The organism is Streptomyces sp. Y2F8-2 (assembly GCF_014905555.1).
GTDB classification, from domain to species: Bacteria; Actinomycetota; Actinomycetes; order Streptomycetales; family Streptomycetaceae; genus Streptomyces; species Streptomyces cynarae.
Window position 1 is genome coordinate 1 of record NZ_BNGS01000028.1, and the last position, 2,814, is coordinate 2,814.

Sequence of the window (2,814 nt, forward strand, 5' to 3'; positions counted from 1 at the left end):
GCCGTCCTCGCTGCTGCACTGGACCCGGCGCATGATCGAGATCCGCAAGCAGAACCCCGCGTTCGGCCTCGGCTCCTACACCGAACTGTCCTCCTCCAACCCGGCCGTCCTCGCCTTCCTGCGGGAGGCCCCCTCAATCGACGGAGAGGGGGACGACCTGGTGATGTGCGTGCACAACTTCTCCCGGTTCGCGCAGCCGACCGAGCTGGACCTGCGCCAGTTCACGGGCCGGCACCCGGTGGAACTGATCGGCGGGGTCCGCTTCCCCGCCATCGGGGAACTGCCCTACCTGCTCACCCTCGCAGGCCACGGCTTCTACTGGTTCCGCATCCGCAAGAACGTCCCCCAGGCAACCAAGGTCAACGTGTTCGTGACCAGTTGAACCAGGGCCGCTGACGTCGGCCGGCACGGAAAGGACGCGAGGCCATGCCGAAGACCCAGACCGCAACGCTCAGCCAGGACGGCATCGGTCCCGCCTCGCTGCTGCCCTCGCTCTCCGGTCTGCTGCGGGAGTGGTTGCCGCGCCAGCGCTGGTTCGCCGGCAAGGGACGGCCCGTCGCGGACCTGACGCTGCTGTCGGTGACCGAACTGCACCCCGGCTGCCTGCACGTCCTGGTCCGCGCCGACTGCACCGGCCGTTCGCCGACCGCCGCGCCGGGGTACGACTGCTACCAACTCCTCCTCGGCACCGGCGAGTTCCTGTCGCCGCGGGTCTCCCCGGCGGTCCTCGGACGGGCGAGCGAGGGTCCTCTCGCGGGGCTGCTGGTGTACGACGCCCTCCAGGACCCGCGCTCGGCGTCCCTGCTCCTGGAACGGCTGCGCACGCCGGGCACGGCGGGCGCCCTCCGCTTCGAACGCGACAGACGGGTGACCATACCCACCGGGCTCGCGCCCCGCCTCCTCGAAGCCGAGCAGTCCAACTCCTCCCTGGTGTACGGCGACGCCTACATCCTGAAGGTCTTCCGCCGGGTGCGGCCCGGAATCAACCCCGACCTGGAGGTGCCCTGGGCCCTGGTCCGGCAGGGCTGCACCTGCGTCCCCGCGCCGGTGGCCTGGTTCCGCACCTCCAGCCCCTGGGCCGCGACGCTCGGCGTGCTCCAGCCCTTCCTGCACGGTGCCGCCGACGGATGGACGCAGGCGCTCGCCGCCCTCGCCGCCGGGCGCGAGTTCACCGAGGAGGCGTACGAACTGGGGCGCGCCACGGCCGAGGTGCATCTGGCCCTCGCCGCCGCGTTCCCCGTCGAACCGCAGGGCCCGCCCGACACCGGACCCCTCACCGCCGGCATGGTCGAGCGGCTGCGGGACGCCATCCACGCCGTACCGGAACTGCTGCCGTACGCCCACGGGCTGCGCTCCGCCTTCACAGAACTGGCCGCGCTCGACACGCCCAGGCCCGCTCAGCGCATCCACGGCGATCTGCACCTCGGCCAGGTGCTGCGAGCCGAACGCCGGTGGCACGTGATCGACTTCGAGGGCGAACCGGCCCGCCCGCTTCCCGAACGGCGCCGCCCGCAGTCCCCGGTCCGCGATGTCGCGGGCATGCTCCGTTCCTTCGACTACGCCGCCCATGCCCGCCGGCCGTGGCGGCCCGAGTGGGCGCTGCGCTGCCGCGAGGCATACTGCGCGGGCTACGCCGCCGAGGCGGGCTGGGACCCGCGGGCGGAACCGGCGCTGCTGCGCGCCTACGAGACGGACCGCGCCGTGTACGAGGTCCTGTACGAGGCCCGTCACCGGCCCGACTGGCTGCCGGTGCCCATGGCGGCGATCGCACGCCTCGCCCCACGCCCCCGCGACAGGAGGCCCACGCCGTGACCACGCACACCGCACCCCCGCCTCCGCTCGCCTCGCCGCACCTGGGCACCCCGGCACCCGCGCCCGTGCCCGCCGGCGACCGGGAGCGGCTGCTGGCCGGAACCCACCACGACCCGCATTCCGCGCTCGGCGCGCACCCGGTGCCGGACGGGACGGTCTTCCGCGCGCTGCGACCGTGCGCCCTCTCGGTCACCGTCGTCATCGGCGACGCCTGGGCCGAACTGCACGACGACGGCGACGGCTTCTTCTCCGCCCTGCTGCCGGTGCGGGACGTACCGGACCACCGGCTGCTCGTGGCGTACCCGGACACCGTCCAGGAGACCGACGACCCTTACCGCTTCCTGCCCGCGCTCGGCGATCTCGACCTCCACCTGATCGGTGAGGGACGTCACGAGGAGCTGTGGAAGGCACTCGGCGCCCACCCCATGACCCACCAGGGCGTGACCGGCACCCGTTTCACGGTGTGGGCGCCGAACGCCCGAGGGGTCCGGCTCTGCGGGGACTTCTGCCACTGGGACGGCCGCGCGTACCCCATGCGCTCGCTCGGTTCCTCCGGAGTGTGGGAGCTGTTCGTGCCCGGACTCGGCCCCGGGACGCGCTACAAGTTCGACATCGCGCGCCCCGACGGCAGCCACACCGTACGCGCGGACCCCATGGCCCGCCGCACGGAAGTGCCGCCGGCGACCGCCTCGATCGTGACCGAGTCGGCGTACGAGTGGCACGACGACGCATGGGTGGCGCATCGCGGGGACACGCCCGTGCATCGGGCGCCGTTCTCGGTGTACGAGGTGCACCTGCCGTCCTGGCGGCCGGGGCTGTCGTACCGGCAACTGGCCGAACAACTCCCCGCCTACGTCAAGGAGCTGGGCTTCACCCACGTGGAGCTGATGCCGATCGCCGAGCACCCCTTCGGCGGGTCCTGGGGCTACCAGGTCACCGGCTTCTACGCGCCCACCGCCCGCCTGGGCACCCCCGACGACTTCAAGTACCTCGTCGACGCCC

At 72.9% G+C, this 2,814-nt stretch carries 2 protein-coding genes and 1 pseudogene; all 3 read left to right on the plus strand.

Annotated elements, in window-relative coordinates; translation table 11 throughout:
• Nucleotides 1-382: alpha-glucosidase C-terminal domain-containing protein (locus tag SY2F82_RS38525; RefSeq protein WP_200423743.1), on the plus strand; the 382-nt coding region annotated here is incomplete at its 5' end.
• A gap of 44 nt (nucleotides 383-426) precedes the next feature.
• Nucleotides 427-1,812 carry a phosphotransferase gene (locus tag SY2F82_RS39460; RefSeq protein ID WP_236042062.1) on the plus strand — a complete coding sequence of 462 codons (1,386 nt, stop codon included), beginning with the start codon at nucleotides 427-429 and terminating at the stop codon, nucleotides 1,810-1,812.
• Nucleotides 1,809-2,814 (plus strand): annotated as a pseudogene (locus tag SY2F82_RS39465) (1,4-alpha-glucan branching enzyme); the annotation flags it as partial. The gene SY2F82_RS39460 and the pseudogene SY2F82_RS39465, both read left to right, overlap by 4 nt.